This window comes from Pseudolabrys taiwanensis (genome assembly GCF_003367395.1).
GTDB lineage: Bacteria > Pseudomonadota > Alphaproteobacteria > Rhizobiales > Xanthobacteraceae > Pseudolabrys > Pseudolabrys taiwanensis.
The window spans coordinates 4,646,212-4,671,022 of record NZ_CP031417.1; the positions used below are offsets into that span (position 1 = coordinate 4,646,212).

Sequence of the window (24,811 nt, forward strand, 5' to 3'; positions counted from 1 at the left end):
GGGGCGGACCTCCGTTGTCGCGTATCGTTCACTGCGTGACGGCGATGAAGCCTATGGTCTTGTCCTGCTGGAGCTTTTTCACGACCTCGGCGAGATCGGCCTTCGGCATCGCCGCCATGCCGACCCGCACTTTGTACAAACCGCCGGGCATCGGTCCCGCCACGATCGACAGCTTGTTCTCCGACAAGAAGCGATTGATGTCGTCCGAGGTCGCCTGCGGCGCGAAGCGGACCAGCGTGAAGGCGCCAACTCCCGGATCGGTCGAAGGCGCCGACGCTGTCTGGTAGCCGCCGCCGGAGGTCTCCTTGAACAACAGCCCGCCAATCAGGCCGGCTTGCAGCACGATGGCAAGCACAGCGACGGCGCCGGCATAAGCCAAGGTACGTGGCGAGAAACTTGCGAAGAACTCCGTCATGCGCAGGCCGAAGCCGCCACCGGCCGCCGCGCTCTTGCGGGCCGGCTCGGCGTCGATCTTGGAGAACAAGGCCTCCATCGCACGCGCCGACGGCGCGCCCAGCGTCTCGTTGAGATGGATGGTCTCGCCCAGCTCCTCGCGCACCAGCTCATAGCGACGCGCCAACTCGGGATCGCGCTGGAGCGCATCCTCGACGCGCTGCGCGTCGCGGCGGTTCAGAGTGCCCGCCGCATGCCACGGCAGCAGCGCTTCGATGTCGCTTTGCTGTGCGTCCTGGGTATTCTGGCTCATGGCCAACCTCGATCGATCCCTTGCTGCTTGAGGAGCTCGGACAGCTTCTTGCGCGCGTAGAACATGCGCGTTTTCACCGTCGCTTCCGGTATGCCGACGATCTTGGCGACCTCTTCCACCGACTTCTCGTGGTAGTAGACCAAGTCGATCACTTCCCGATGCTCCGTCGAAAGTCCGGCCAGGCATTGCCGCAAGGCCGAACCCTTGTCCTTCTTGGCGAGCGTGACTTCGGGATCGTCTGAATGATCCTCGATCGCGTCCGCCGTCTCGTCGTCCAGTTCGTCTTCCGGCTTGCGCCGCAAGGCCGACAGGGCCTTGAAGCGCGCAATGCTCAACATCCAGGTCGACACGGCGGAGCGGCCTTCGAATTTGCCTGCCTGCCGCCACACGTCGAGGAACACCTCGCTGATGAGGTCTTCGGCGGTCGCCTCGTTGCGCACCAGCCGCAACACAAACCGGTAGACCCGCACATGATGCCGCGCATACAGCACCTGCATGGCGAGCCGGTCGCCGCCTGCGATACGTCCGATCAGGACCTCGTCCGAACTCGTTTGCATCGCCAGAACTCGACCAACTCGTGAATGGGTCGTGCGGGACCCGCGTTAGGTTCAAGCAAAACCGAAGAAAATTGCCGCGGCCGGGATCTGGCAGAGGCCGCCTAAATTGCCCTTGTCCGCCTCATTTGGGCAAGCGTCACCGTCGGTAGCCGCAAGATTACGTTTGTATTTCTTGAACTTCGCCACGCCCGGTAGGTCGGAATGCCGGCATACCGGAAAAACTTATGAACCTTTTCCGCGGCGGCGCCGACCCATGGCCGTGGACGTGATGACCACGCCCCCCGAACCCAGGAGAGACGCCATGTTCCGCAAGCTTACCATCGCCCTCGCTGCCACCGCCGCTCTCGGCGCCGCCGCGCTTGCCCCCACCGCCGCCTCGGCCGGCCCCGGCCCGAAGTTTAAGGGCCCGCATTGGCATCATCATCACGGTTGGCACGGCGGCGGCTTCGGCTTCTACGGTGCGCCGGTCTATGCCGCCGGCGGCGACTGCTACTATGTGCGCCGTGTGGTCTTCACGCCCTACGGCAAGAAATTCCGCCGCGTGCTGGTCTGCGACTGATCGGATCGCTCAGTGACTATTGATGGCCCTGGCTTCGCGTAAGGCGGAGCCGGGGCTCTCGTCATTTGCGCATGGCCGGGCTTCCCTTGACACTCCGCCGCGGGTCAATTGTGACAGGAGCGCCGAGCAAGGAACGATCGGACATGAGCGCTAGCACCTCTAACCCTTTCGACCTCACTGGGCGGGTCGTGCTTCTGACAGGCGCGACGCGCGGTCTTGGTTTCGAGATGGCCCGGCTGTTGGCGCGCTGCGGCGGCCATGTTGTCGTCAATGGCCGGGATAGCGGACGCGCCGAAGGTGCCGCGGCGGCCATCCGTGGTGAGGGCGGTAGGGCCTCTGCCGCGGTCTTTGATGTCACGGATCTCGATCGCGCGGCCGCGGCCATTGCTGCGGTTGCCGCGGCGCATGGCCGTCTCGACGGCTTCGTCAACAATGTCGGTACGCGCAATCGCAAGGGCCTGCTCGATTTGTCTCTCGCCGAGATCCGAGAGCAGATCGAAGCCAATCTCATCGGCGCGATGTGGCTCGCGCGCGCCGCCGCGCAGGTTATGATCCCACGGCGGCACGGCCGTATCATCAATGTGACGTCTATCGCGGCGCGCATGGCGATTTTGCCGGACGCGGCTTACGTCGCCTCGAAAGGCGGGCTCGAGGCGCTGACGCACTCCCTCGCCGCCGAAGTCGGGCCGCATGGCATTACCGTCAACGCCATATCGCCCGGCTTTTTTGCCACCGAAACCAATCTAGGTATCGTGAACAATGCGGAGGTGGGGCCACGGCTTGCGGCCCGCACGGCGCTCGGCCGGTGGGGGCAGCCGCACGAGATCGCCGGTGCCGCGGCGTTCCTATGTTCCGATGCCGCGAGCTTCGTAACCGGCCAAACACTCGTCGTCGACGGTGGTACGACGGTGACCGCCATCTGAGCAGGGTGGGGACGGACATCCTCGCGCAATATCCCCTTCGTCAGACTGTCATGGTTGCGTGGCGGTCTGGCGAGACCGCCCATGTCCGGCGCTCTAGGCGACAAAAAAGCGCATTTCCGGGATTTCGTGGCGCGGCCACGGGCCCCTGCAGTATCCGGCCTCATTCGGGCCGTGTTTGCCATAGCACCGTGAGCGGCACCCGGCGCTCTCGCGTGCAGCATGGAGTTCTGCTAGTGGGGGCGGATGGGTGCGCCGTCGATGGCGCATGGCGCTGTGGGGGCAGGCCAGTTGGCCGGGGCGCCAGTCCGGAGGAACGATGCTCGATGCGTTGCGCGCGGTGGCGCGTTTTTTTCAGGTGACGATCGGCTGGAATCGTATCGGTGTCGTGCTCAGCGCCGCCATTATCGGCATCGCCGCGTATGTGCTCTTCCACATGCTGCGCGATATCCAGGTCAACGAGGTCTACAACGCGCTGAAAGCCGTTGAAGGCCGGCACATTGCGCTCGCCGCGCTTTTCGTTGCCCTAGGCTATTTCACGCTGACGTTCTACGACCTGTTTGCCTTGCGCACGATCGGCAAGGCCGACGTGCCGTATCGCATTGCGGCGATGGCCGGATTCACGAGCTATTCGGTCGGTCACAATGTCGGTGCGACGGTCTTCACCGGCGGCGCAGTGCGTTACCGGATCTATTCCGCCTACGGCCTGGATGCCGTCGACGTTGCCAAAATCTGTTTCGTCGCCGGTCTGACCTTCTGGCTCGGCAACGCCACCGTGCTTGGCCTGAGCGTCGCTATCACGCCGCACGCCGCCGAGCCGATCACCCAGCTTCCAGCCTGGCTCAACCGCATCATCGCCTGCGGCATCTTGGCGGTGCTTGGCTCTTACGTCGCCTGGGTGTGGACCGCGCCGCGCGAGATCGGCAAAGGCGGTTGGAAAGTGCATCTGCCCAGCGGGCCGAACACCCTGCTGCAAATCGTGATCGGCATCTTCGATCTCGGCTTCTGCGCCTTGGCCATGTACATGCTGATCCCGGCCGAGCCGCAAATCGGTTTCGTCACCCTGGCCGTCGTCTTTGTTTCGGCGACGTTGCTCGGCTTCGCCAGCCATGCGCCCGGCGGTCTCGGCGTGTTCGACGCCGCGATGCTTGTGGCGCTGTGGGAGTTCGACAAGGAAGATCTGCTGGCCGGCTTGCTCCTGTTCCGGTTGCTGTATTATCTCGTGCCGTTCGCGGTGGCGCTCGTCATTCTTGGCATTCGCGAGTTCTGGCTCAGTACGCATGGCGCGCGCCGCAAGCCTGAATTGAAATCGGTACATGCGAGCGAGCCTATGCGCAGCGAGTTCGAGCCCGAAAAGACCGATGCCGTTTAAGCCATGGCCGTGAATGACGAAGCGCTCAGTCGCGCGCCGCGCTCGAATTGGCCGGGCCGATTGCGTCAGGCTTGGAAAGTATTGCGCGGCACGCCGATCGACAACGGGACCGGCGCCATTCCGCCTTTGGCAAATGGCTCTTTCCATGCGCAGGCGCCACTCATCGAGTCGCTGATCGGTGGCCTGCCCGGCCCAGCCATCGTGCTGGATCGGGATAGCCGCGTCATCGCCTTCAACAGCGCGGCGACATCGATCGCTCCTGTTCTGCGCCGGGGCGAGCCGGCGCTGATTTCGCTGCGCATGCCCGAACTGGTCGACGCCATTCGCCGGGCTGGCAAACGGCGCGAGCCGCAACGCGTCGAATTTTTCGAGCGCGTACCGCTCGACCGCTGGTTTGAAGCTTTTGTCACGCCGGTAAAGCTTGCTGGGGGGGCGGACAGCCGGCCCGACATTCTGCTGCTGACGTTTAACGACCTGACGCCGCTGCGCCGGGTTGAGGAAATGCGCGCCGACTTCGTTGCCAATGCGAGCCACGAATTGCGTACACCGCTCGCCGCGCTACTCGGCTTCATCGAAACCTTGCAGGGGCCGGCCAGATCCGACGCCGTGGCGCGTGAGAAGTTCCTCGGCATCATGCAGGCGCAGGCCACCCGCATGGCGCGGCTGATCGACGATCTGTTGTCGCTGTCGCGCATAGAGCTGAACGCGCACTTGCAGCCCAGCACGCCGGTCGATCTTGCCGTGATCGTGCGGCAGGTGGTCGACGGCTTGCAGACCCTCGCCCGCGACCGTGAGGTCGAGATCAAGGTCGCGACCCCGGAGGCGCCGGTGATTGTGCTCGGCGATCGTGACGAGCTCATCCGGGCGCTCGAGAACCTGGTCGAGAACGCGCTCAAATACGGCGCGGCCGGAAAGCGGGTCGATATTACGCTGGCGCCCGGCCAGACCCGGGCCGGCGCGCCGGAGGCGCGCTTGTCGGTGCGTGATTACGGTCCCGGCATCGCGCCGGAGCATCTCCCGCGGCTGACCGAGCGCTTCTATCGGGTCGACGTGGCGGACAGCCGCCAGCAAGGCGGCACCGGTTTGGGCCTCGCCTTGGTCAAACATGTGCTCAATCGCCATGGCGGCAGACTGTCGATCGAGAGCACTTTGGGCCAGGGAGCGAGTTTTACAATGCACCTGCCCTTGCGCACCGCCGAGTCCGTCATCGGCGGATAAAATCTAGTTAAATCATATACTTGATACGTCATCGTACTGTCATCTAAAGTTCATAGAACGGTGACGGGCGATGCCTATGGCTGGCCCCGCGATCTCGGAACGGCTTGCGCTCGCGCAATGACAAAGCCCTCTGAGGCACGCACGGAGAGCGTATTTTTGAGCAACAGCGGCCGCCCGAGGTTGGGCGCAACGAGGGTGTCATGGGGCGTTCGGCTCCGTGCGCGTCTCTGGCCGTCAACATGGAGAAAACCCGTGAAACATTGGACCGCACTGGCAGCCGCCGGCTTCCTTGCCGCCGCCGCCTTCGTACCGGCGAGCGCCGCCGACATTTCGGGCGCCGGCGCGACCTTCCCTTATCCGGTCTACGCCAAGTGGGCGGATGCCTATAAGAAGGAGACCGGCAACGGTCTGAACTATCAGTCGATCGGCTCCGGCGGCGGCATCAAGCAGATCAAGGCCAAGACCGTGACGTTCGGCGCTTCCGACGCGCCGCTGCCGGGCAAGGAGCTCGACGAGGCCGGCCTTTCGCAGTTCCCGATGGTGATGGGCGGCATCGTGCCGGTCGTGAACCTCGACGGCGTGAAGCCGGGTGACCTCGTGCTCGACGGCCCGACGCTGGCCAAGATCTTCCTCGGCGACATCAAGTCCTGGGACGACGCCGCGATCGCCAAGCTGAACCCGAACGCCAAGCTGCCGAAGCAGGCGATCGCCCTCGTTCACCGTTCGGACGGGTCGGGCACCACCTTCAACTTCACCTACTACCTGTCGGACGTCAGCCCCGACTGGAAGTCGAAGGTCGGCACCAACACCGCGGTGCAATGGCCTGCCGGTATCGGCGCCAAGGGCAACGAAGGCGTCGCCAACAACGTCGGCAACACCAAGGGCTCGATCGGCTACGTCGAGTACGCCTACGCGCTGCAGAACAAGCTGACCTTCACCAAGATGGTCAACAAGGGCGGCAAGACCGTGTCGCCGACCTCGGAAGCGTTCCAGGCCGCGGCTGCCAACGCCGACTGGAAGTCGCAGCCGGGCTACGGCGTGATCCTCGCCAACCAGCCGGGCGACAAGTCCTGGCCGATGACCGCGGCGACGTGGATCCTCGTCTACAAGAAGCCGGCCGACGCTGCCGCCACCACCGAAGCGCTCAAGTTCTTCGCTTGGGCCTACAAGAACGGCGGCAAGATGGCTGAAGAACTCGACTACGTGCCGATGCCGGCCAATGTCGTGAAGGACATCGAGGCTACCTGGAAGTCCGACATCAAGGACGCCAGCGGTAAGTCGCTGTTCTAATCCAAGGAAAGTTGGGGAGGGGCGCCATGGGTGCCTCTCCCTTTCTCACCGCCTCGCCAGAGGTGGCTTGTCTTACGGCCGCAAGGTCGGTTGAGTGGCTCCCTGACGCAGTGCAAGCCGAAGGAGAGCCCGCGTGCAATCATCCCGGAGGGGACCCGTGGTGGACGTTGCGTTACAGGGCGGGGCTGCCAGCGTGGCCCAGCAGGTCGATCGGGCTAAGGTTCTTCAACGCCTGCGCATGAGTGACGCGGTGTTCCGCGGTCTGACGCGTGCCGCGGCCATTACCGTTCTGATCATTCTCAGTGGTATCATTATTTCGTTGGTTTACGGCTCGTGGCCGGCGCTGCGTGCGTTCGGTCTGACCTTCCTGGTCGATGAGTCCTGGAACCCGGTGACGGAGCGCTTCGGCGCGATCGCGCCGATCTACGGCACCATCGTCACTTCGGTCATCGCCATGCTGATCGCGGTTCCGGTCGGTCTGTTCATCGCGATGTTCCTGACCGAGCTGTGCCCGATGTGGCTGCGCCGCCCGATCGGCATCGCCATCGAGTTGCTCGCCGGCATCCCCAGCATCATCTACGGCATCTGGGGCCTGTTCGTGTTCGCCCCTTTCCTACAGCAATATGTGCAGCCGTTCCTGATCGAGGTGTTCGGCAACGTTCCGGTGCTGTCGACGCTGTTCGCCGGCCCGCCTTACGGCATCGGCGTGCTGACCGCCGGTCTGATCCTCGCCATCATGGTGTTGCCCTTCATCACCTCGATCTCGCGTGACGTGTTCGAGGCGGTGCCGCCGGTGTTGAAAGAAGCGGCCTACGGCCTCGGATGCACCACCTGGGAAGTCGCCCGTTACGTCGTGCTGCCCTATACCCGCGTCGGCGTCATCGGCGGCGTCATGCTCGGCCTTGGCCGTGCGCTCGGCGAAACCATGGCGGTGACCTTCGTCATCGGCAATGCCCACCACATATCCGGCTCGATCCTGGCGCCGGGCACGACGATCTCGGCGACCATCGCCAACGAATTCACCGAGGCCGTCGGCGATCTCTACACCTCCTCGCTGATCGCGCTCGGTCTGATCCTCTTCGTCATCACCTTCATCGTTCTCGCCTTCGCGCGACTGATGCTGATGCGCCTCAATGCCAAGGTGGGAGGCTAACGCCATGGCGCTTTACGACACCCGCCGCGCCCGCAACAAGTTGGCCGTCGGCCTTGCGATCGCCGCAACCCTCTTCGGCCTTGCTTGGTTGGTGCTGATCCTTGCGGTCCTGCTCTGGGAAGGCTTCAGCGGCCTGTCCCTGCGCGTCTTCACCGAGATGACGCCGCCGCCTGGCGCGGCCGGTGGTCTGCTAAACCCGATCATGGGCAGCCTGATCATGACCGTCATCGCGGTCGTGATCGGTACGCCGCTGGGCATGCTCGCCGGCACGTACATGGCGGAGTACGGGCGCTACGATAAACTCACCGCAGTGGTGCGTTTCATCAACGACATCCTGCTCAGCGCTCCGTCGATCGTCGTCGGTCTGTTCGTCTATGAGATCGTCGTGGCGCAGATGGGCCACTTCTCCGGCTGGGCCGGGGCCATCGCCCTCGCCGTCATCGTGGTGCCGGTGGTGGTTCGCACGACCGAGGACATGCTGACTCTCGTGCCCGACACGCTGCGCGAAGCAGCCGCCTCGATCGGTTTGCCGCGTTCGCTGATGATCAAGAAAGTCGCCTACCGCGCCGCGCGCGCCGGCATGGTCACCGGCGTGCTGCTAGCCGTGGCGCGCATCTCCGGCGAAACCGCTCCGCTGTTGTTCACCGCGCTCAACAATCAGTTCTGGAGCATGAACATGAATGCGCCGGTGGCCAGCCTGCCGGTCGTGATCTTCCAGTTTGCGCTGAGTCCCTACAAGGACTGGCAGGAACTGGCGTGGACCGGCGCTCTCATCATCACCCTGGCGGTGCTGGCGCTTAGCATCACCGCACGTTCCCTCGCGGCACAGAGAAAGTCATGAACAGCGTAGCATCGTTCACCGTTCCGACCGTCAACAATGCGCCGATCAACGTCGAAGGTTTGACGGAGAAGATCTCCGTGCGCGATCTCGACTTCTTCTATGGCGAGCATCGTGCGCTGAAGAATATCAACGTGCCGCTCTATAAGGGTAAGGTCACGGCGTTCATCGGTCCGTCCGGCTGCGGCAAGTCCACGCTGCTGCGAATCCTGAACCGCATGTACGATCTCTATCCGAACCAGCGCGCCGCTGGTCACGTCCGCTTGGATAACGAAGATATCCTGGCGCCGTCGCAGGATCTCAACCTGCTGCGCGCGAAGGTCGGCATGGTGTTCCAGAAGCCGACGCCGTTTCCGATGACGATCTACGAGAACATCGCCTTCGGCATCCGGCTTTATGAGAAGCTGTCTAAGTCGGAGCTCGACGACCGCGTCAAGAGCGCCCTTGAGCGGGCCGCGCTGTGGAACGAGGTCAAGGACAAGCTCAACGCCAACGGACAATCGCTGTCGGGCGGCCAGCAACAACGTCTGTGCATTGCCCGCACGGTCGCCGTGCGCCCCGAGGTGATCCTCTTCGACGAGCCGTGCTCGGCGCTTGATCCCATCTCGACGGCCAAGATCGAAGAGCTGATCGACGAGCTCAAGGACGATTACACGATCGCGATCGTCACCCACAATATGCAGCAGGCGGCGCGCGTCTCCGACTTCACGGCCTTCATGTATCTCGGCGAAATGGTCGAATTCGACGAGACCACCAAGATCTTCACGACCCCGACCGATCGTCGCACTCAGGATTATATCACCGGCCGCTTCGGCTAGCGCGCGACAAGAGCGCGAAGGACAACGACAAATGACCGACCAGCAACATACCGCGAAAGCCTTCGATTCCGACTTGCAGGACTTGTCCCGCATGGTTGCCGAGATGGGCGGACTTGCCGAAAAGCAGGTGGCCGAAGCCGTTGCCGCTCTGGCCCGGCGCGACACCGCGCTGGCGCAGCGCATCACCGAGGCCGACACCAGCATCGATAAACTGCAGCACGAGATCGAGGAAAAGGCGGTTCTCACCATCGCACGTCGTCAGCCGATGGCGGTCGACCTGCGCGAGATCGTTGGCGCGTTGCGCCTTGCCAACGATCTGGAGCGTATCGGCGATCTCGCCAAGAACATTGCCAAACGCGTCATTGCGCTGAATGCGGAATTTCCCCCGCCGAAGCTGATCCGCGGCGTCGAGCACATGACCGATCTACTGCTCGAGCAGCTCAAGACGGTGCTCGATGCTTATGTGCGCCGCGACATCAGCAAGGCGCTGTCGGTGTGGCGCGGCGATGAAGAGATCGACGCGGTGTGCACCTCGGTGTTCCGTGAGCTGCTCACCTATATGATGGAAGACCCGCGCAACATCACCTTCTGCATCCACCTGATGTTCTGCGCGAAGAATATCGAACGCATGGGCGATCACGCCACCAACATCGCCGAGACCGTGCATTACATCATCGAAGGGCGCCCGATTGCCGACAAGCGGCCGAAGGGCGACACCACGACCATCCCGGCGTTGCGTGCGGCGGGGGAGTAACCGCGAGACCATAAGATGAGCGCCCGCATCCTGATCGTCGAAGACGAGGAGCCGCTGACGATGCTCCTCCGCTATAATCTCGAAGCGGAGGGATACGAGGTCGAAACCGCCGCCCGCGGCGATGAGGCCGATACCCGCCTGAAAGAAGCGACCCCCGACCTGGTCGTGCTCGATTGGATGCTGCCGGGCCTCTCCGGCATCGAGCTTTGCCGTCGTCTGCGGGCCCGCCCCGAAACACGGCAATTGCCCATCATCATGCTCACCGCGCGAGGCGAGGAGAGCGAGAAGGTGCGCGGTCTGGCGACCGGCGCCGACGATTATATCGTCAAACCGTTCTCGGTGCCGGAACTGCTTGCGCGTGTGCGCGCGCTGCTGCGCCGGGCCAATCCAGAGCGGGTCGCCAACGTGTTGACCATCGGCGATCTCGAGCTCGACCGTGAAAAGAAACGCGTCTCGCGTTCGGGCCGTGCGATCGATCTCGGCCCGACCGAGTATCGCCTGCTCGAGTTCCTAATGGAGCGTCCGGGTCGCGTGTTCTCGCGCGAGCAGTTGCTCGACGGCGTCTGGGGTTCGGACATCTACATCGATGAGCGGACCGTCGACGTCCATGTCGGCCGTCTGCGCAAGGCGATCAATCGTGGCCAAGCCGCCGATCCGATACGGACCGTGCGCGGCGCCGGCTACGCGCTCGACGACCGCTTCGGGCGGATGAACTAGTGCGCGCTTATCCCTCCCCCGCTCGCGGGGAGGGTGGCGAGCGAAGCGAGCCGGGTGGGGGTCGCTTTCAATTGCGACGTTACTCACCCCCGGCGCTGCGCGCCGGACCCTCCCCTTTCAGGGAAGGATAAGAAAGCAAAAACAAAAAGGCCGGGCAGTGCGCCCGGCCTTTTTCGTGATCGGTTGATTGCGCTCAGCCTCTGAATGCCCGCTTCTCACGTCGGCGATCATTGGCCGGCTGATAGGCCACGCGGCAGTGGAACGAGCAGTAAGGTTGTTCGTTCGAGGTGTCGCCGCCGCAGAAGAAGAAGTCCGACGCGCCCGGATCACCCACCGGCCAGCGGCAGGTATGCTCGTTGAGCTGCAGCAACGTCTTGCGCTGCTCCGTCGGAATTTCGATCAGTTCCGGCTCGGGCTCCGGCTCGTACTCGTAAGCGAGCGCGGTATTGCCGCGGACTGCCGGCCGCGAAACGCGCAGCATGTGACCGGAAGAGCGCGCTTTACGCGGCCGCGGCGCGGCCGAGGACGGGCTCTTGGCGCGGCCGGAGAGGCCCAGGCGATGCACCTTGCCAATCACCGCGTTGCGGGTGATGCCGCCAAGCTCGGCCGCGATCTGACTGGCGGAAAGCCCGTCCGACCACAGCTTCTTGAGAAGTTCGACCCTCTCGTCCGTCCAGCCCATCGGTATTCTCCCAGGCGCCCTAGCCTTGGTTAGAATCCATCCCCGACGACCGGTGCCTCCCCAAGCGGGCACCCGGACGCGTACGCTCCAGGGATGAACTAGAAATCTATCTCGCCGTACGAAATGTCGTACTGACTTGACCAAAACGCTACAATATGGGGTGACTCGCGTGCAAGCACCGCGCGGGCCCAAACCGCAGCTACCAACAGTTTTCCAATAGAATCCGGGCTTGCGGCGTAATTGAGTCCGCGAATCGCTCGGCGCCAAAAGGTTGACTTGGAGCCGCCCGGCAATAAAATACGTCGTAACAGTGCCGCCCGGCGAGGCGGCACGTTTCGTTTTGGCCCGCGCATGCACCCGAACCCGGGCGACCGGCGCGGGGAGACATCCAGCCGATACCGAGCAGGATCGGCCTGATGATGAAAGAAGTTGGCCGTGACCTCGCACCTTTTGCCGACCTACGCGCGCGTCGATCTCGCTTTTGAGCGGGGTGAGGGCGCTTGGCTTTATACGGCTACGGGCGAGCGTTATCTCGACTTCACCTCGGGCGTTGCCGTCAATGCACTCGGTCACGCCCATCCCAAGCTGATCGCGGCGCTGACCGAGCAGGCGCACAAGGTCTGGCACGTGTCCAATCTGTACCGTGTTCCCGGCGCGGAACGGCTGGCCGATCGCTTGTGCGCGGCCTCCTTTGCTGACTTTGCGTTCTTCTGCAACTCCGGCACCGAGGCCATGGAAGGCGCCATCAAGATGGCGCGCAAGTATCACGCCGTATCGGGTCGGCCCGAGCGGTTCCGCATCATTACGTTCGAAGGCGCGTTCCACGGCCGCACGCTGGCGGCGCTCGCCGCGACCGGCAACAAGAAGTATCTTGAAGGCTTCGGCCCGCCGGTCGAAGGCTTCGACCAGGTGCCTTACAACGACATCGAGGCGGTCAAGAAGGCCATCGGTCCGGCAACCGCCGGCATCCTCATCGAGCCGGTGATGGGCGAGGGCGGCGTGCGCGTCGTGCCGCATTCCTTCCTGCGGGCGCTGCGCGAGCTGTGCGACCAGCACGGTCTCCTGTTGATCTTCGACGAGATCCAGACCGGCATCGGCCGCACCGGCGCGCTGTTCTCGTATCAGCTCTCGGGCGTGGAGCCCGACATCATGACGCTGGCCAAGGCTCTCGGCGGCGGTTTCCCCATTGGTGCTTTCCTCGGCACGGCGGAAGCGGCCAAGGGCATGACCCCGGGCACACACGGCTCGACCTTCGGCGGCAACCCGCTCGCCGTTGCAGTCGCCAACGCGGTGCTCGACGAGGTGATGGCCGATGGCTTCCTCGAGGGCGTCAAGCAAAAGACGCTCAAGCTGAAGCAGCGGCTCGCCGAGCTGAAGGATCGCCACGCCTCCGTGATCGCCGAGGTGCGCAACGAAGGCCTGCTGATCGGCCTGCGTTTGGTGCCGCCGGTCGCCGAAATGGTGGATGCGCTGCGGGCCGAGAAGATGGTGGCGCCGGCCGCCGGCGACAACGTCCTGCGCCTCCTGCCGCCGCTGATCATCGGCGACGAAGAGATTGCGTTCGCAGTCGACGCCATCGATCGCGCCTGCCAGCGGCTGGCGCAGGCCCACGCTCCCGCCAAGGGAGCCGCCTGATGTCTGGCAACGACGTGCGGCATTTCCTTGATCTGATTGATATTCCGAAGCCGGTCCTGCATGGGCTCATCGACAAGAGCCGTGCGATGAAGGCCGAGCGTGCCAAAGGCGTGCGTCGCGCGCCGCTCGAGGGCAAGACGCTGGCGATGATCTTCGACAAGCCGTCGACGCGCACGCGCGTGTCCTTCGACGTCGCCATGCGCCAGCTCGGCGGCGAGGCGATCATGCTGACCGCTCAGGAGATGCAGCTCGGACGCGGCGAGACGCTCGCCGACACCGCGCGCGTCCTGTCGCGCTTCGTCGACGCCATCATGATCCGCACGCTCGATCACGAGGCGGTCGCGGAGATCGCGCGCTATGCGACGGTGCCGGTGATCAACGGGCTGACGCGCCGGTCGCATCCCTGCCAGGTGCTGGCCGACATCATGACCTATGTCGAGCATCGCGGCCCCATCCAGGGGCGCACCCTGGCTTGGTCGGGCGACGCCAACAATGTCTGCGCCTCGCTGATGCACGCTGCGGAACGCTTCGACTTCCGTCTGCGCGTCGCGACCCCGCCGGAACTCAAGCCGAAGAAGTGGCTGATGGACTGGGTGAAGTCCTCCAAGGCGGCGATCGAGATCGGCGATGATCCGGAAGCGGCGGTGAAGGATGCCGACTGCGTCTTCACCGACACCTGGGTATCGATGGGCGATCGCGAGGCCAAGCACCGCCACAACATCCTCAAGCGCTATCAGGTCAATGCCAGCCTGATGGCCAAGGCGAAGCCGGACGCGTTATTCATGCACTGCCTGCCGGCGCATCGCGGCGAGGAAGTCACCGACGAGGTGATCGACGGGCCGCAGTCCGTGGTGTTCGACGAGGCCGAGAACCGTCTGCACGCGCAGAAGGGCCTCCTCGCCTGGTGCCTGCACGCCGACGCCTGAGAGAGCGGCGTTACAGCGGATCCACCCGCGCTGCCGTCCGGCGGCGCGGCCGTAATGTGCCCGGCCAGCCACACTGCTGTCGCTAAGAAGACGTGGACGCCCGGCATAAAGCCGGACGGGACGACCGAGATCTCAGGACTCGAAATTCGGCGCTCGTGCGCTACATAAGACGTCATGACCGACATGAGCGACTATTCAGCGATCCCGACCCGGGCACCGTCCGCTGCCACCGTGGACGATGCCGTGCTGCCGTTCGAGGTTTCTAGCCTCGATCTGCGCGGCCGCGTGGTCCGTCTCGGCCCCGTGGTGGACGAGATCCTCGAGAAACACGCCTACCCGCAACCCGTGGCCAAACTTCTCGGTGAAGCCTTGGTGCTCACGGTGATGCTCGGTTCGGCCCTCAAGATCGAGGGCCGCTTCATTTTGCAGACGCAGGCCGATGGCCCGGTGCGGATGCTGGTGGTCGATTTCATGGCGCCCAACAAGGTGCGCGCCTGCGCGCGCTTCGATCAGGATCGCGTTGCCGAGGCTATTGCCGCGGGCAAGACCGATGCCGGTACGTTGCTCGGCGACGGCCATCTCGCGATGACCATCGACCAGGGGCCCGATATGAGCCGCTATCAAGGGCTCGTGGCCCTCAATGGCGGCAGCCTGGAGGATGCCGCGCACGAGTATTTCCTGCGCTCCGAACAGATTCCGACCCGCGTCCGGCTTGCCGTCGCGGAGGAACTGCGCGCGCGCGAGGGCGGTGCCACGCATCGCTGGCGCGCCGGCGGTATCATGCTTCAGTTCCTGCCGAAGTCAGCGGACCGCGCGCGCGTCGCCGACCTTCATCCTGGCGATGCGCCGGAAGGCGTCGAGGCGCATGCCGTCGTGGAGGACGAGTCCTGGGTCGAAGGCCGCGCGCTGGTGTCGACTGTCGAGGACGTCGAACTGATCGATCCTGAACTGTCGAGCGAGCGCCTCGTCTATCGGCTCTTCCACGAGCCGGGCGTGCGCGTGTTCGAGGCCACTGATGTGCGCGCGGAATGCTCCTGCTCGCGTGACGCCGTGGAGAGCATGCTCAAAAGCTTCTCGCAGGATGACCGCGATCACATGGTCGAGAACGGCAAGATCTCCGTTACCTGCGAGTTCTGCAGCGCGAATTACGAGTTCGCGCCCGCCGATGTGGGCGCCAACGAAAGCTGACGGCGCGTGCTAGCATGGCGGCATGCGCCCGATTCTCGCCGCTCTGCTGGTGATCGCGCCCGCCGCCGCAAGTGCGGAAAGTTGTCCGGCACCGCTCGCCGCCGCCCATAAACTTGTTCTGGTGACAGCCACGACGCTTGCAAGCAGCACGGCAAGCCTGCAACGCTTTACCCGCGCCTCACTTCAATCGCCGTGGCTGGCAGACGGAGGCCCGACAACGGCGCTGATCGGCCGCAACGGCGTCGCATGGGGATATGCGTTTCGCCGCATGGCGCGGCCCGGCGAGCCGATCAAGACCGAAGGCGACAAGCGCGCGCCGATCGGCTTCTATCGTCTCGGTGCGAGCTTCGGATTTACGCCGTCGTTACGCCAGGACCAACTGCGGATACGCGCCGATACCGTCTGCGTCGACGACGCGTCATCTCCTGCCTACAACACCATTACCTCGCGTGCGCGCATCGGCAGCGAGGTGCATGGCGAGAACATGGCGCGCGTGCCCTACTACCGGCATGGCCTCCTGGTGGATTATCCCACCAGCCGCGCGGCGCGCGGTGGCTCGTGCATTTTCGTCCATCTGTGGACGCCGAATAATAAAGGAACTGGCGGCTGCGTCGCTTTGCCCGAGCCGCAGCTCATTAGTCTCCAGCGCTTTGCCGAAAGCGGTGCCGTGCTCGCCATTCTGCCGCATCAGGCGCTCGAGCGCTTCAAGGGCTGTTTGCCGTGACCGTCGTGCTTCAGTTGATCGTGCGCTCTGCGTAGCTTGAATCGAGCGAGAAGGCTGGGATCTCGATGTCGAATCGTTCTCCGTCGGCCGTCACCATGCCGTAGCTGCCGACCATGAAGCCGGATGGGGTCGGCAGGGGCACGCCGCTTGTGTATTCGTATGACTCGCCGGGCTTGAGCACCGGTTCCTCGCCCACGACGCCGGGGCCTTTGACTTCCTGCAGGCGACCGGTTGCATCGGTGATGCGCCAATGGCGTGTCTTGAGTTGGACAGTTTCATCACCAAGATTTGTAATGTCGATCGTATAGGCCCAAAAGTAATAACCGTTGCTGGGCGACGACCGCTCCGAAACGAAGCGGGGCGTCACTGTGACCTCGATCTTGCGGGTAACCGCGCGATACATCTATCTAGAATCCTGCTACTTTACGGCGGCTGTTGCTCTCGCGACCCGCGCCTGGATTATGACCGAAAGCTCGCACGAAAGAAACGGCGTCCATGGCTCCGGTTAAGACCGAACGCGACCTGCGGCTTGATCTGTTCCGCGGTTTGGCCCTCTGGCTGATCTTCCTCGACCATATTCCGTCGAACGCGGTGAGCTGGATCACTATCCGCAACTATGGGTTTTCCGACGCGACCGAGATCTTCGTCTTCATCTCGGGCTACACTGCGGCGTTCGTTTACGGCCGCGCCATGCAGGAGCATGGCATCATGGTGGCAGGGGCACGCGTGCTCAAACGCGCCTGGCAGATCTACGTCGCACATGTCTTCTTGTTTGCGATCTATCTCGCCGAGATTTCCTATGTCGCCCATTCCTTCGACAACCCGCTTTACACGGAAGAAATGGGTGTCCTCGACTTTCTGAAGAACCCCGACGTCACGATCCTTCAGGCGCTGGTGCTGAAGTTCAAACCGGTGAACATGGACGTGCTGCCGCTCTATATCGTGTTGCTGGCCGGCTTTGCGCCGGTGTTGTGGTTGTTGCTGCGTGCACCGTCGCTGGCGCTTATCGCATCCGCGGTGCTGTATACGCTGACATGGTTGTTCGATTGGAATTTTCCTGCCTATCCGAGCGGCAGCTGGGTATTCAACCCGCTGGCTTGGCAGTTGCTGTTCGTGTTCGGTGCTTGGTGCGCCCTCGGCGGCGCCCGAAATCTGACGCGGTGGATCAATTCGCCGGTGCTGGTGGGCCTTGCCGTTGCTTATCTGCTGTTCGCATTTCTTATCGCGCTGACGTGGTATTTTCCACGGCTTGGCTCGTACGTGCCGGAAGTGGTCGGCGACCTCATTTATCCGATCGACAAGACTAACCTCGATGTCTTGCGGATCCTCCACTTTCTATCGCTCGCCATCATCACGGTCTATTTCGTCCCGCGTGACTGGCCGGCATTGCGCTCCAAAGCCTTATGGCCAGCCGTTGTATGTGGCCAGCATTCGCTCGAAACGTTCTGCCTCGGTGTGTTCCTGTCCTTTGCCGCGCACTTCGTCTTCACCGAGGTATCGAACCGCGTGCTCGTCCAGTTCGTGGTGAGCCTCATCGGCATCCTCGTGATGGTGGGCGCGGCGGCGCTGCTTTCGTGGTATAAGCGCGTCGAGCGACAGGGACCGCGTCCGCCAACGACCAGGCCGGGCTACGCGGGGGGCGACGCATGATCGGGCGAGTACTACTTTTGCTGGCATTGCAGCTGCCGGTAGGAGCGGCGATGGCTCAATCTGTGGGCGACATGCCCGCGGAATGCCGGGTGGCCGAGCATCTGGTCGAGAACGGGATTCCGCTGCCGCGCGTCACCAAGGCGATCGCCAACAAACGTCTGTCCATCCTGGTCGTCGGAGCCGGCTCCTCGCTATTGCCAGGACCGAATGGCGCGCAAAACGCGTATCCAGCACGGCTGCGTGCCGCCCTGGCCGAAAAATTTCCCGGTGTCGAAATTTCGCTCGCCACCGATGTGAAGGCGAGGCGGACCGCGCTGGAGATGGTCAAGGTGCTGCCGGAGGATATTGCGGCAGCCAAACCCGAATTGGTTGTCTGGCAAACCGGCACGGTCGACGCCATGCAGGGGGTGGACCAAGATGAGTTCAGCCAAGCCCTTGGCAAAGGCATAGCCAAGGCGCGGGCCGCTGGTGCCGACGTGGTCCTGGTCAACTCCCAGTACAGTCCCCGCACCGATGCGATGATCGCCCTTGGCTCGTACGGCGAAACCCTTCGCTGGGTTGCAGTGCAGCGGGAAGTCCCCTTGTTCGATCGTTTCAGCGTGATGAAGCTTTGGGGCGATCTGGGAACCTTTGATTTATACTCCGCGACTAAAAAACTTGACATAGCGGGGCGTGTTCATGATTGCATTGGGCGGTTGCTGGCGGACCTGATCGTGGCCGCAGCGAAACCGGAGGCGCCGCCCGCGCCGGCGCCTGACAAGTGATCCCCTAGAAAGGGGCTGCTCTTGAAGCTCTTCCGGCTGATTGTGCAGTGTGAGTCTCATCGCCGGGGGCCAGGAGTACGCCGCTTGTTAAGGCATGCCCTTTTTCGTCGCGCGGTTCGGCCGCTGACCGCCGCGCTCATTGCAGGTTTGTTTCCGTTCGCCGCCTGGGCGGGCACCGCCGTGCCGCGGTGCAACAACCCCTTCGATCTCCTCCGTCTCGCGAGTCCGCTGAAGCGACTTCAGCATCGGCTGACAACCACTGACCCGATTACGGTCGTGGCTATCGGCTCGTCGTCGACGGCGGGTGCCGGCGCGAGCTCGCCCGCCAAGAGCTATCCGAGCCAATTGGAGGCCGCGCTTAAGGCGCACTTTCGGGGCCATACGCTGACCGTGCTCAATCGCGGCGTCAACGGCGAAGAGATTGGCGACATGCTCAAGCGCTTCGGCACGGACGTTGTGGCATTGAAGCCCGATCTGGTGCTTTGGCAGCTTGGCACCAATTCCGTGATGCGCGATCAGCAGATCGGCGCCCACGGGTCTCTCATTCGCGACGGCCTGAGACAGATTCGCGCCATCGGCGCCGACGTCGTGCTGATCGATCCGCAATACGTGCCCCGCGTGATCGCCAAGCCGGATGCCGAGCGCATGGTCGAGTTTTTGGCGCTGACCGCGAAGCAGGAGAATATCGATCTGTTCCGTCGCTACGAGTTGATGAAGCGTTGGTATCAGGTCGACCATCTGAGCTTCGACACCTTCGTCTCACCTGACGGGCTGCACCTGAACGATTGGAGCTATGCCTGTATGGCCAAAGGTCTCGCCGATGTGATCGCCGAAGCGGCACAGCGCCCGGTGCAGGCGGCCACGGTCCGTTCCTCCCGATAAACCGTCACGCCGGGGCCTGGCTGAAAGCCTGCCCCGGAAGCCGCACCGTCGGACGCCATAGTTTTTCGGGTGTGGATCGCCGCCAGCGCGCGCCTGCGAGGCGTAAACGCGGCCGGCGACGTCCGAATGTTTGACGCGTGGTCGCGCGGTTAGACTTTGTCCAGCGCGGTCAGCAGGTCCTCGATCAGGTCATCCTGATGTTCGAGACCGGCGGAGAAACGCACCAAACCATCACCGATGCCGAGTTCAGCGCGCTGCTCCGGCGTCAGACGCTGATGCGTCGTTGTGGTCGGATGCGTGATCAGGCTCTTGGAGTCGCCGAGATTGTTGGTGATACCGGTGAGCTTGAGCCCGTTCAGGAAACGGAATGCGCCTTCCTTGCCGCCCTTCACCTCGAATGAAACGAGTGTCGAGCCTGCCTTCATCTGCTTGGCAACGACGTCGGCCTGGGGATGATCCTTGCGCCCTGGGTAGATCAGGCGCGTGAGCTTCTTGTGGCCGGCCAGTGCATCGGCAATCGCGGCGGCACTCTTGGTCTGCCGCTCGACGCGTACCGGCAGCGTCTCGAGACCCTTGAGCAGCACCCACGCATTGAACGGTGACAACGACGGTCCGGTCTGCCGGATCAGATTGTGCACGTTGTCCATGATGAACTTCTCGGAGGCGAGAATGCAGCCGCCCAGCACGCGACCCTGGCCGTCGATGTGCTTGGTCGCAGAGTAAACGACGCAATCGGCGCCGAGCTTGAGCGGGCTCTGGTAGAGGGGCGTCGCGAACACGTTGTCGACCGTGAGCGTCGCGCCGGCATTGTGTGCGATGTCGGCGACGGCCTGGATGTCATAGACCTCCAAGGTCGGGTTGGTCGGCGTCTCCATGAAGAACACCTTTGTGTTCTTGGTGACGGCGTTTTTCCATTGGTTGAGATCGGCGCCGTCGACCAAGGTCGAGGTGACGCCGAAACGGCCGAGCCAGTCCTCGATGACCCAACGGCACGAGCCGAACAGGGCCTTGGCCGCGACGATGTGATCGCCGGCTTTGACCTGGCCCATCAGCGCGGTGGTGACGGCTGCCATGCCTGTCGCCGTCGACCGTGAGGCCTCGGCGCCTTCGAGCTGCGCCATGCGCTGCTCGAACATGCTCATAGTCGGGTTCGAATAGCGCGAGTAGACGTAACCGGGGATTTTGCCGGAGAAGCGGGCCTCGCAGGCCTCGGCGCTCTCGTAAATGTAGCCCTGCGTGAGGTAGAGCGCCTCGGACATCTCGTTGAATTGCGAGCGCAGTGTGCCGCCGTGGACGAGGATTGTTTCGGGGCGGTAATTCTTCTCAGACGCAGCCATGCCGACCTCCTTGAGCCTGCCGGGCTCCGGTCCCGCGCGGGCAACAAAAAACCGGCCGGAGAATAATCTCGGCCGGGCACACGCGTCCCCGGCCTTTTAGCGATTTGTTTTACGTGGCTGCAAGCCGGCCGGCTCAAATGACCACGGGATAAGGCCGCTTGTAGCGGGGCGCACGGCTTCCCGTCAAGGCACCCGTCGGGTTAGATCGGCTCGTCTGGAGTAAAGGTCGTGGCTCTCACTTTCGCCGTCGAAGACAAGGGCATTCTGCCTGACCGCATGATCGCGCAGCTCGCCGCGGATGGTGGGATCCTGCCCGCCTATCAATTCGCGGCGGACCAGATTCAGCCGGCGAGCCTCGATTTGCGCCTCGGCGATGTCGCCTATCGCGTGCGCGCCAGCTTCCTGCCCGGCTCCACAACCGTCGCCAAGCGCATTGACGAGCTCAAGCTGCATGAGTTCTCGCTCACCGACGGTGCCGTACTGGAGACCGGTTGCGTCTACATTGTGCCGCTGCTCGAGAGCCTGGCGCTGCCGGATGATATCGTTGCGGCCGCCAACCCGAAGAGCTCCACGGGCCGGCTTGACGTGTTCACCCGCGTCATTGCCGACGAGATCCGCGGCTTCGACCGCATCGCCGCCGGGTATCACGGCCCGCTCTACGCTGAGATCAGTCCACGCACCTTCCCGGTGCTGGTGCGTGAGGGTTCGCGGCTGTCGCAAATCCGCTTCCGTCATGGCCACGCACTGCTCGATGCGGACGGCCTGCGCGCGCTGCATGCGCGTGAGCGCCTGGTCGACAGCGACAATGCGGACGTCAGCGAAGGCGTGGCAGTCGGCGTTGACCTGTCCGGTCTCGGCCCCGGCGGCCTGGTCGGCTATCGCGCCAAGCGCCACACCGGCTTGATCGATGTCGAGCGGCGGGCCGGCTATGCGGTTCCGGATTTCTGGGAGCCAATTCCGGCGCGTGCCGACAAGAGCCTGATCCTCGATCCCAACGAGTTCTATATCCTCGCCTCCAAGGAGGCGGTGCAGGTCCCGCCCGGCTACGCCGCCGAGATGGTGCCGTTCGATCCGTTGGTCGGCGAATTCCGCGTCCACTACGCCGGCTTCTTCGATCCCGGCTTCGGCTATGCCGGCGCGGGTGGCAAGGGCGCGCGCGCCGTGCTCGAAGTGCGCTCGCGCGAAGTGCCGTTCATTCTCGAGCATGGCCAGATCGTCGGCCGGCTCGTCTACGAGAAGATGCTGGCGATGCCGGACAAGCTCTACGGCCAGGGCATTGGCTCGAACTATCAGGCGCAGACCCTGAAGCTGTCCAAGCACTTCAAGGCGTAAGTCCCCGCTCTTGCCTCAGTTGCGAGCGAGCAAGAAGGCATAAACGGCCATGGAAACGGCATAGAGCGCCGCGACGACACAATAGCCGCCGACCCGCCCGGCCGTGGTTTTCGGGTCGAGCCACCAGCCGAAGGCCTTGAAGGCTGCCGGCACGAACCACCAGCCGAGCAGCTGCGTGCTCACGAGATTGCCGACGAACAGCGACAGCCAGAACGGCACGCCGTGCGCGTCGATCAGCGGCTTGCTGATGAAGTGGCCCCAGAGAAAGACCGTCGGATAGAGCACCAGTAGGACGATGAGGTTGCTCTTGAGGATGAAAGAGGGACCTTGCGGCGCGGTCTGGCCGGTGGGGAACCAGAAATTGAAGCCGTAGCCCGCGCGCTTCAGGTTCATGTCGACATTGAAGCGCTTGCCCTCGTTCAGCAGTTGCTCACGCACCGGCGACTCGAGCCAAGCGTTGAGATTGGTCTCGCTGTTGAAGGCCAGGATGATGATCCAGTCGTCGTGCAGACCGGGCAGCGGGTGCTCGATCTTGTGGCGCAGGAAGCCTTTGAACTTCGCCTCGGCGGCCTGGATGCGTTGCTGCCAAGCAAGGAAATCGCGCTCCAGCCCGGGTGGCACCTTGAAGGAGATGACGACGGAAACCGCCGTGTCCTTCTGCACGCCGGTGTCGGGCAGGATGTGAACGTCCTCCGGCCCGACGAAATACGGTCGCACCTCGTCGACGAGGCGGGCCCGTACATCGCTCTGCAGCCACGCGCGGGCGCCCGCCGCGTTGCCGAAGCGCAGGACCTGCACCCAGTCGACAATGCCCGGCGGCTGCGGCGCCACCACCTCCTGACCGAGAAAGCCCGGCCAGGACTTGAGCTCTTCGCCGACCCTGCCGTTCCAGCGTGCGAACGCGGCGAAGCCCTCGTCGGCGATACGTCGCTGGATGACGAGGGCGACCGGGCCGTCAGGGGGCTCCTGGCTGGCAGACATCGGGCGCTATCCGCTCAGTTCTTCTTGTAGAGGCGCTTGCCCATGACCCAGGTCTCGTCGACGCAGCGGTCGTCGCCGACCATCATCACGCTGAACAGCAAATTGGCCGCCTGCTCGACGGTGTGCGGCCGGCCATCTTCGGCGATCAGCGATTGATGCCAAGCCTGCGCCAGCGGTCCGGCGTTGACGTCCAGGGCAACGAAGTCGGCTTCTTTGCCTGGCTGGAAGTTGCCGAGCTTGTCGTCGATGTAGAGGCCTTCGGCGCCGCCCAGCGTGACCGACCAGAAGCCGCGATAGGGCGAAAGCTTGTTGCGCTCAGCTTCCGCGACATCCATGCGAACCGGATCGATGCTGCCGTCGAGCATGGTGTTGTTGCACATGCCGACCTTATAGGCGTCGTCGAGCACATTGAGCATCGAGAAGCGGTTGCCGCCGCCCATGTCGGTGCCGAACGACATCTTCACTCGGTGCTCGGGGTCGGTGGCGCGGCCGAGGCGGAACAGACCGCTGCCGAGGAAGAGGTTGGAGCAAGGGCAGAACACCACGGCGGCGCCGCTCTTCGACATACGGCGGAATTCGCTGTTGGTGAGATACACGCCGTGTCCGCCGGAGAACTTCGGGCCGACCAGGCCGAACTTCTCGTAAACGCCGAGATAGTCCTGGCAGTCGGGATGCTCGATCAGCACGCCGCGGCATTCGGCAGGGTTCTCGGAGATGTGGGTGTTGACCCAGCAGTCCGGGTGTTCCTGCTTCAGGCGTTGGCACGCCTTGAGCAGATCCGGCGAAGCGCCGAAGGCAAAGCGCGGCGTGATCGCGTAAAGATTGCGGCCTTTGTTATGATACTGAGCAATCAGCCGTTTACTGTCGCGGTAGAAATTCTCGGGCGTGTCGATGAAGTCGGCCGGCGCGTTGCGGTCGATGCCGGTGAGGCCGGAGATGACGCGCATGTTGCGCCGGCCCGCCTCCTCGAAAAGCTCTTCCGTCGCGACGGGCGACGAACTGGTGAAGGCTTGGCAGGTCGTGGTGCCGGCGGCGAGCAGCGCGTCGAGAAAGCGCTTCACGCCCTCGCGGGCATAATTGCGGTCTTTGTATTTGATCTCCTCAGGATAGATCGACATCTGCAGCCACGGCAGGAGTTGCTCGCCATAGGCACCGAGCACGCGGGTCTGCGGCAGATGAATGTGGCCGTCGATGAAGCCGGGAACGATGATGCGGTCTTTGATATGCGTGATCGCAATGCCGGGATGGGCGGCTGCCAGCGTATCGTAGGCGCCGAACTCACGGATGATGCCGTCGGTCACGACCAGCAGACCGTCTTGGTGGAAGCGGGCGGCTTCCTGCTCCTTGCCAAGGTGTTTCCACGGGTCGTCGACGAAGTCGAAAAAAGTCCCTCGGATTCCGATGGTGCTCATGGCGAGAGTTTCCCGTAAGGCGGATGTTGAACGCAGCGGTCAGGGAGCGATGTCGTGAACGGCACGCGTGCGGCGCCGAGGCCGCAACAGGCGTCGCGGCAACTTATGGGCGATACAGGCATTAGATTTGGTTAAGTCGGAACCGGGGGAATGCTGTCTGCAAGCGGTTCGTCCCGTTGCGCGGGACGGAATGCTCGCCTCTGGTTAGGGCCCCGTAAAAGTCGGGCGCCGACAGGCTGAAGCTGGCCAAGACGACGTCCTGCTTGCCGGACCGCCCCTGCTTTCGCTATGGTCCCGGCCGACGCGGGCGTAGTTCAATGGTAGAACGGCAGCTTCCCAAGCTGCATACGAGGGTTCGATTCCCTTCGCCCGCTCCAACTTTCCCGCAGGTTTCCA

25 protein-coding genes, 1 tRNA gene and 1 riboswitch are annotated in these 24,811 nt (G+C 63.6%); of the genes, 19 read left to right on the forward strand and 7 right to left on the reverse strand.

Features of this window, described 5'->3' with window-relative positions:
• Nucleotides 1–28 precede the first annotated feature (28 nt).
• Nucleotides 29–706: a hypothetical protein gene (locus DW352_RS22110; protein ID WP_115693357.1), complete on the reverse strand. Its 678-nt coding sequence runs from the start codon at nt 704–706 to the stop codon at nt 29–31.
• Entirely contained in the window at nt 703–1,263 is a 561-nt protein-coding gene (locus tag DW352_RS22115; protein WP_115693358.1) for a sigma-70 family RNA polymerase sigma factor, read from the reverse strand. Before DW352_RS22115 ends, DW352_RS22110 begins: the two co-directional genes overlap by 4 nt.
• A gap of 301 nt (nt 1,264–1,564) precedes the next feature.
• Between DW352_RS22115 and DW352_RS22120 the strand changes: the two genes are divergently transcribed.
• From DW352_RS22120 to phoB, 10 genes are all read left to right on the forward strand, one after another.
• Nucleotides 1,565–1,822, forward strand: coding sequence for a hypothetical protein (locus DW352_RS22120; protein WP_115693359.1), 258 nt, complete (start codon nt 1,565–1,567; stop codon nt 1,820–1,822).
• Nucleotides 1,823–1,893: 71 nt separating this feature from the next.
• Entirely contained in the window at nt 1,894–2,745 is an 852-nt protein-coding gene (locus DW352_RS22125; protein ID WP_342634882.1) for an SDR family oxidoreductase, read from the forward strand.
• A 316-nt stretch (nt 2,746–3,061) separates the two neighbouring features.
• Complete coding sequence (locus tag DW352_RS22130) at nt 3,062–4,114, forward strand: putative bifunctional lysylphosphatidylglycerol flippase/synthetase (protein WP_115693361.1); 1,053 nt, start codon at nt 3,062–3,064, stop codon at nt 4,112–4,114.
• A 3-nt stretch (nt 4,115–4,117) separates the two neighbouring features.
• The gene (locus DW352_RS22135; protein WP_115693362.1) at nt 4,118–5,332 is read left to right on the forward strand and encodes an ATP-binding protein; all 1,215 of its coding nucleotides are present in this window, start codon (nt 4,118–4,120) and stop codon (nt 5,330–5,332) included.
• Between the two features lie 252 nt (nt 5,333–5,584).
• Nucleotides 5,585–6,622: a phosphate ABC transporter substrate-binding protein PstS gene (pstS, locus tag DW352_RS22140; RefSeq protein WP_425374619.1), complete on the forward strand. Its 1,038-nt coding sequence runs from the start codon at nt 5,585–5,587 to the stop codon at nt 6,620–6,622.
• A 238-nt stretch (nt 6,623–6,860) separates the two neighbouring features.
• Nucleotides 6,861–7,775, forward strand: a complete 915-nt coding sequence (gene pstC, locus DW352_RS22145) for a phosphate ABC transporter permease subunit PstC (RefSeq protein WP_115693364.1) — start codon at nt 6,861–6,863, stop codon at nt 7,773–7,775.
• A 4-nt stretch (nt 7,776–7,779) separates the two neighbouring features.
• The gene (gene pstA / locus DW352_RS22150; protein ID WP_115693365.1) at nt 7,780–8,616 is read left to right on the forward strand and encodes a phosphate ABC transporter permease PstA; all 837 of its coding nucleotides are present in this window, start codon (nt 7,780–7,782) and stop codon (nt 8,614–8,616) included.
• Nucleotides 8,613–9,431, forward strand: coding sequence for a phosphate ABC transporter ATP-binding protein PstB (gene pstB / locus DW352_RS22155; RefSeq protein ID WP_115693366.1), 819 nt, complete (start codon nt 8,613–8,615; stop codon nt 9,429–9,431). The genes pstA and pstB overlap by 4 nt, the downstream gene beginning before the upstream one ends.
• Nucleotides 9,432–9,462: 31 nt before the next feature.
• The gene (gene phoU / locus DW352_RS22160; protein ID WP_115693367.1) at nt 9,463–10,185 is read left to right on the forward strand and encodes a phosphate signaling complex protein PhoU; all 723 of its coding nucleotides are present in this window, start codon (nt 9,463–9,465) and stop codon (nt 10,183–10,185) included.
• A 15-nt stretch (nt 10,186–10,200) separates the two neighbouring features.
• Nucleotides 10,201–10,902 (forward strand): phosphate regulon transcriptional regulator PhoB, encoded by a 702-nt coding sequence (phoB, locus tag DW352_RS22165; RefSeq protein WP_115693368.1) that lies wholly within the window; start codon nt 10,201–10,203, stop codon nt 10,900–10,902.
• Between the two features lie 193 nt (nt 10,903–11,095).
• On the opposite strand, the gene DW352_RS22170 is transcribed toward phoB, so the two are convergent.
• A complete protein-coding gene (locus DW352_RS22170) occupies nt 11,096–11,584 on the reverse strand; it encodes a GcrA family cell cycle regulator (protein ID WP_115693369.1) in 489 nt (162 codons plus the stop codon).
• A gap of 429 nt (nt 11,585–12,013) precedes the next feature.
• On the opposite strand from DW352_RS22170, the gene DW352_RS22175 reads away from it, so the two are divergent.
• The 4 genes from DW352_RS22175 (at nt 12,014) to DW352_RS22190 (ending at nt 16,057) form a co-directional block, all read left to right on the forward strand.
• Entirely contained in the window at nt 12,014–13,219 is a 1,206-nt protein-coding gene (locus DW352_RS22175) for an aspartate aminotransferase family protein (RefSeq protein ID WP_210209878.1), read from the forward strand.
• The gene (gene argF, locus DW352_RS22180) at nt 13,219–14,145 is read left to right on the forward strand and encodes an ornithine carbamoyltransferase (RefSeq protein WP_115693370.1); all 927 of its coding nucleotides are present in this window, start codon (nt 13,219–13,221) and stop codon (nt 14,143–14,145) included. Before DW352_RS22175 ends, argF begins: the two co-directional genes overlap by 1 nt.
• A gap of 174 nt (nt 14,146–14,319) precedes the next feature.
• Complete coding sequence (locus DW352_RS22185; protein ID WP_115693371.1) at nt 14,320–15,333, forward strand: Hsp33 family molecular chaperone; 1,014 nt, start codon at nt 14,320–14,322, stop codon at nt 15,331–15,333.
• 22 nt (nt 15,334–15,355) lie between these two features.
• A complete protein-coding gene (locus DW352_RS22190) occupies nt 15,356–16,057 on the forward strand; it encodes a hypothetical protein (protein WP_115693372.1) in 702 nt (233 codons plus the stop codon).
• A gap of 10 nt (nt 16,058–16,067) precedes the next feature.
• On the opposite strand, the gene apaG is transcribed toward DW352_RS22190, so the two are convergent.
• Nucleotides 16,068–16,460, reverse strand: a complete 393-nt coding sequence (gene apaG / locus DW352_RS22195; RefSeq protein ID WP_115693373.1) for a Co2+/Mg2+ efflux protein ApaG — start codon at nt 16,458–16,460, stop codon at nt 16,068–16,070.
• Between the two features lie 92 nt (nt 16,461–16,552).
• Here apaG and DW352_RS22200 point away from each other — a divergent pair, with 92 nt between their 5' ends.
• Genes DW352_RS22200 through DW352_RS22210 form a run of 3 tightly spaced genes read left to right on the forward strand, consistent with a single transcriptional unit; the run spans nt 16,553 to nt 19,353 of the window.
• A complete protein-coding gene (locus DW352_RS22200; RefSeq protein WP_115693374.1) occupies nt 16,553–17,707 on the forward strand; it encodes an OpgC family protein in 1,155 nt (384 codons plus the stop codon).
• Nucleotides 17,708–17,757: 50 nt separating this feature from the next.
• Nucleotides 17,758–18,471, forward strand: a complete 714-nt coding sequence (locus DW352_RS22205) for an SGNH/GDSL hydrolase family protein (RefSeq protein ID WP_162827127.1) — start codon at nt 17,758–17,760, stop codon at nt 18,469–18,471.
• Between the two features lie 21 nt (nt 18,472–18,492).
• Nucleotides 18,493–19,353: an SGNH/GDSL hydrolase family protein gene (locus DW352_RS22210; RefSeq protein ID WP_162827128.1), complete on the forward strand. Its 861-nt coding sequence runs from the start codon at nt 18,493–18,495 to the stop codon at nt 19,351–19,353.
• Nucleotides 19,354–19,502: 149 nt separating this feature from the next.
• Here DW352_RS22210 and DW352_RS22215 read toward each other — a convergent pair whose 3' ends face one another.
• Nucleotides 19,503–20,690: an O-succinylhomoserine sulfhydrylase gene (locus DW352_RS22215; protein ID WP_115693377.1), complete on the reverse strand. Its 1,188-nt coding sequence runs from the start codon at nt 20,688–20,690 to the stop codon at nt 19,503–19,505.
• A 76-nt stretch (nt 20,691–20,766) separates the two neighbouring features.
• Nucleotides 20,767–20,845, reverse strand: a riboswitch (SAM riboswitch).
• Nucleotides 20,846–20,966: 121 nt separating this feature from the next.
• Here DW352_RS22215 and DW352_RS22220 point away from each other — a divergent pair.
• A complete protein-coding gene (locus tag DW352_RS22220) occupies nt 20,967–22,022 on the forward strand; it encodes a 2'-deoxycytidine 5'-triphosphate deaminase (RefSeq protein WP_245434506.1) in 1,056 nt (351 codons plus the stop codon).
• 15 nt (nt 22,023–22,037) lie between these two features.
• On the opposite strand, the gene DW352_RS22225 is transcribed toward DW352_RS22220, so the two are convergent.
• Entirely contained in the window at nt 22,038–23,003 is a 966-nt protein-coding gene (locus DW352_RS22225) for a putative antibiotic biosynthesis monooxygenase (protein ID WP_115693379.1), read from the reverse strand.
• 14 nt (nt 23,004–23,017) lie between these two features.
• Complete coding sequence (gene guaD / locus DW352_RS22230; protein WP_115693380.1) at nt 23,018–24,415, reverse strand: guanine deaminase; 1,398 nt, start codon at nt 24,413–24,415, stop codon at nt 23,018–23,020.
• 303 nt (nt 24,416–24,718) lie between these two features.
• On the opposite strand from guaD, the gene DW352_RS22235 reads away from it, so the two are divergent.
• Nucleotides 24,719–24,792, forward strand: a tRNA-Gly gene (locus DW352_RS22235).
• The last annotated feature ends 19 nt before the right edge of the window (nt 24,793–24,811 follow it).